At 68.1% G+C, this 2,679-nt stretch carries 4 protein-coding genes; 3 read left to right on the top strand and 1 reads right to left on the bottom strand.

Annotation, left to right across the window (positions count from 1 at the left end):
• Positions 1–741, top strand: a 741-nt coding sequence (gene xseA, locus K8V11_RS06230) for an exodeoxyribonuclease VII large subunit (RefSeq protein WP_303911748.1), incomplete at its 5' end; no start/stop codon positions are given.
• Positions 738–995: an exodeoxyribonuclease VII small subunit gene (locus K8V11_RS06225; protein ID WP_303911746.1), complete on the top strand. Its 258-nt coding sequence runs from the start codon at positions 738–740 to the stop codon at positions 993–995. The genes xseA and K8V11_RS06225, both read left to right, overlap by 4 nt.
• A gap of 39 nt (positions 996–1,034) precedes the next feature.
• On the opposite strand, the gene K8V11_RS06220 is transcribed toward K8V11_RS06225, so the two are convergent.
• Positions 1,035–1,586 (bottom strand): DUF4245 domain-containing protein, encoded by a 552-nt coding sequence (locus K8V11_RS06220; protein ID WP_303911744.1) that lies wholly within the window; start codon positions 1,584–1,586, stop codon positions 1,035–1,037.
• A gap of 168 nt (positions 1,587–1,754) precedes the next feature.
• On the opposite strand from K8V11_RS06220, the gene glpX reads away from it, so the two are divergent.
• The coding region (gene glpX / locus K8V11_RS06215; RefSeq protein WP_303911742.1) for a class II fructose-bisphosphatase at positions 1,755–2,679 on the top strand (925 nt) is incomplete at its 3' end.

Below are 2,679 nucleotides of genomic sequence, written 5' to 3'. Positions count from 1 at the left end.
GAGGAACTCGACCTCGACAAGAAGGTCGACGTCATCATCCTCGCCCGGGGCGGAGGCTCGGTCGAGGACCTACTCCCCTTCTCCGACGAGACGCTCGTACGTGCGATCTCGGCATGCCGGACTCCCGTTGTCAGCGCCATTGGGCACGAGCCGGATAATCCGCTCACCGATTACGTCGCCGACCTGCGCGCGGCAACGCCGACGGACGCGGCCAAGCGGGTCGTGCCCGATGTGCTCGCCGAGCGCGCACGGATCGCGGAGATGCGCGAGCGCTCGGCCGCCGCGCTGCGGAACTGGGTGGAGCGCGAGCGGCACCAGCTCGCCTCGATCACCTCGCGGCCCGTGCTCGCCCAGCCACACAGGATCTGGCAGGACTACGCGGACGCGGTCGCCGAGGGGCGGCGGCGGATGCGACGCGAGGTCACCGACTACGTGGACTCCCAGTCCAGCGCGCTCGAGCATCTCTCGGCGCGGCTGCAAACCCTAGGCCCCGCCGCCACACTCGCGCGCGGCTACGCCGTCGTCCAGAGGATCGCGGGTCCAGGGTATGCCGACGTGGTCTCATCGATCGGCGATACCCCTCCCGGCTCGCAGCTGCGGATCCGCGTGTCCGACGGTTCGATCAACGCGGCGGTGCTCGGCGTCCAGAAGGCGGCGGCATCTCCGACGTCATCGGAAGAAGAGAAAGAACCCGTGGGCGCCGACGGCGCCGCCGAAACCACAGGAACGGAGAAGCAATGAGCGAGGACACCACCGAGGCCACGCCGGTCGCCGAACTCGGGTTCGAGGCCGCGCGTGACGAACTGATTCATGTCGTTCGGACGCTCGAGGCCGGCGGGCAGGACCTGGATTCCTCGCTGGGGCTGTGGGAGCGCGGGGAGGAATTGGCCTCGCGCTGCGAGGAGCATCTCGCCGGCGCGCGCAAGCGGATCGACGATGTGCTTGCCGCGAAGGAGGACGGGTCCGAGCGCGGAGACGGTGCCGACGCGGAGTAGAGGCTGGCGAGGAGTTTGCTGCCGGCGAATCGCGCGGGGCTAGCTTGCCGGTAGCGGTTCGGCGTGTGCTGCGGCCTCGGCCATGGTCTCGAAATCGCTCTGCCCGGCTTGGCCGCTGACAGCGACGCGGACATCGCCCTCGTCGAGAACCCACATGTCGCGCGCGTCCTCCCCCGAGTAGATCGTCCACTCCTCGCCGCCGAGGGGCATCGGACGCTGCTCCGGGCGGGGATGCTCGCCGCGCTGCTGGAGTGTCTGCGCGTCCGCGGACGTCTGGATGAGCTCGACGTACGTGTTCGACGGGGTCACCCATCCGACTACCGAGGCGTCGTGGTTGCCAAGGCGCTCGAGGCGGCCGGAGTTGGACTGCCAATCGGCGGGAAGCTCAGGTTCGCGCACCGGGAAATCGAGCGTTCGCGCATCCTCGGAGAGCGCATGATGAGAGTCGAATTCCGGTACCGGTCCGGGCTTGGGCTGGCCGAAGGTGACGTAGCCGCCGATCGCGGCGAACGCGAGACACACGAGCATTAGCACCACGATCGACCAGAACATGTCGCGGTTGCCCTGCATAATTCTCGGTTTGTCAGCCACGCGACTACGGTATCGCAGCCCCTGGCAGCGAACGAAAACGCCGCCGTGGCGATGACGCTCGCGGGAGCTGGCCGCAGGGGTGCAACAATAGATAAAGCGTGCACATACACACGCGGCCGCGCCCGTGCGGCCGATTATGGCCAGAAGCTTTGAGGAGAGATGCGCGAAATGCCTTCACAGAACCCGCTACCACCGGACCGTAACCTCGCAATGGAGCTCGTTCGAGTCACGGAGGCCGCGGCACTCGCGGCCGGACGCTGGGTCGGCCGCGGCGACAAGAACGGTGGCGACGGGGCGGCTGTGGACGCAATGCGCCGGCTGATCTCGACCGTGGAGATGAACGGCGTCGTCGTAATCGGCGAGGGCGAGAAGGACGAAGCGCCGATGCTGTTCAACGGCGAAGAGGTCGGCACGGGGAACGGCCCCGCCGTCGACGTCGCCGTCGACCCCATCGACGGCACCCGCCTCATGGCGGAGGGCCGCCCGAACTCGATCGCCGTGATCGCCGTGTCCGAGCGGGGCACGATGTTCGACCCGTCCGCGGTGTTCTACATGAAGAAGATGGCCGTCGGCCCCGAGGGAGCCGGCGTCGTCGACCTGTCGGAATCGGTGGAGTGGAACATCAAGGCGCTCGCCAAGGCGAAGAAGCTCGACGTCGGCGACCTCACCGTGTGTGTGCTCGACCGCCCGCGTCACGCCGATCTCATCGGCGAGGTTCGCGAGGCCGGCGCCAAGGTGCGGCTCATCATGGATGGTGACGTCGCAGGTTCTGTGGCAGCAGCCGGGCCGAACTCCTCTGTCGACATGTTGCTCGGCACCGGCGGCACCCCGGAGGGCATCATCTCGGCGTGCGCGATGAAGAGCCTCGGCGGCGAGATTCAGGGACAGCTCGCCCCGACCGACGATGCCGAGGCCGCCAAGGCCAAGGAGGCAGGGCTCGACGTCTCGCGCATCCTCACGACGAACGACCTCGTCACCGGCGACAATTGCTTCTTCGCGGCGACCGGGATCACCAGCGGCGATATGCTCCGCGGGATCAGCTACCGTCCGGGCGGCGCGACCTCCCGTTCGATCGTGATGCGCTCGCGCTCGG

It is taken from the genome of Dietzia timorensis, assembly GCF_020742175.1.
Taxonomy (GTDB): Bacteria; Actinomycetota; Actinomycetes; order Mycobacteriales; family Mycobacteriaceae; genus Dietzia; species Dietzia timorensis_A.
Note: the sequence above shows the minus strand (reverse complement) of the source record. Positions and strands in the feature narration are given on the sequence as shown.

Excerpts from the sequence above, each read along its gene's own strand:
- K8V11_RS06225 (WP_303911746.1), top strand. The coding sequence starts at position 738 with ATGAGCGAGGACACCACCGAGGCCACGCCGGTCGCCGAACTCGGGTTC.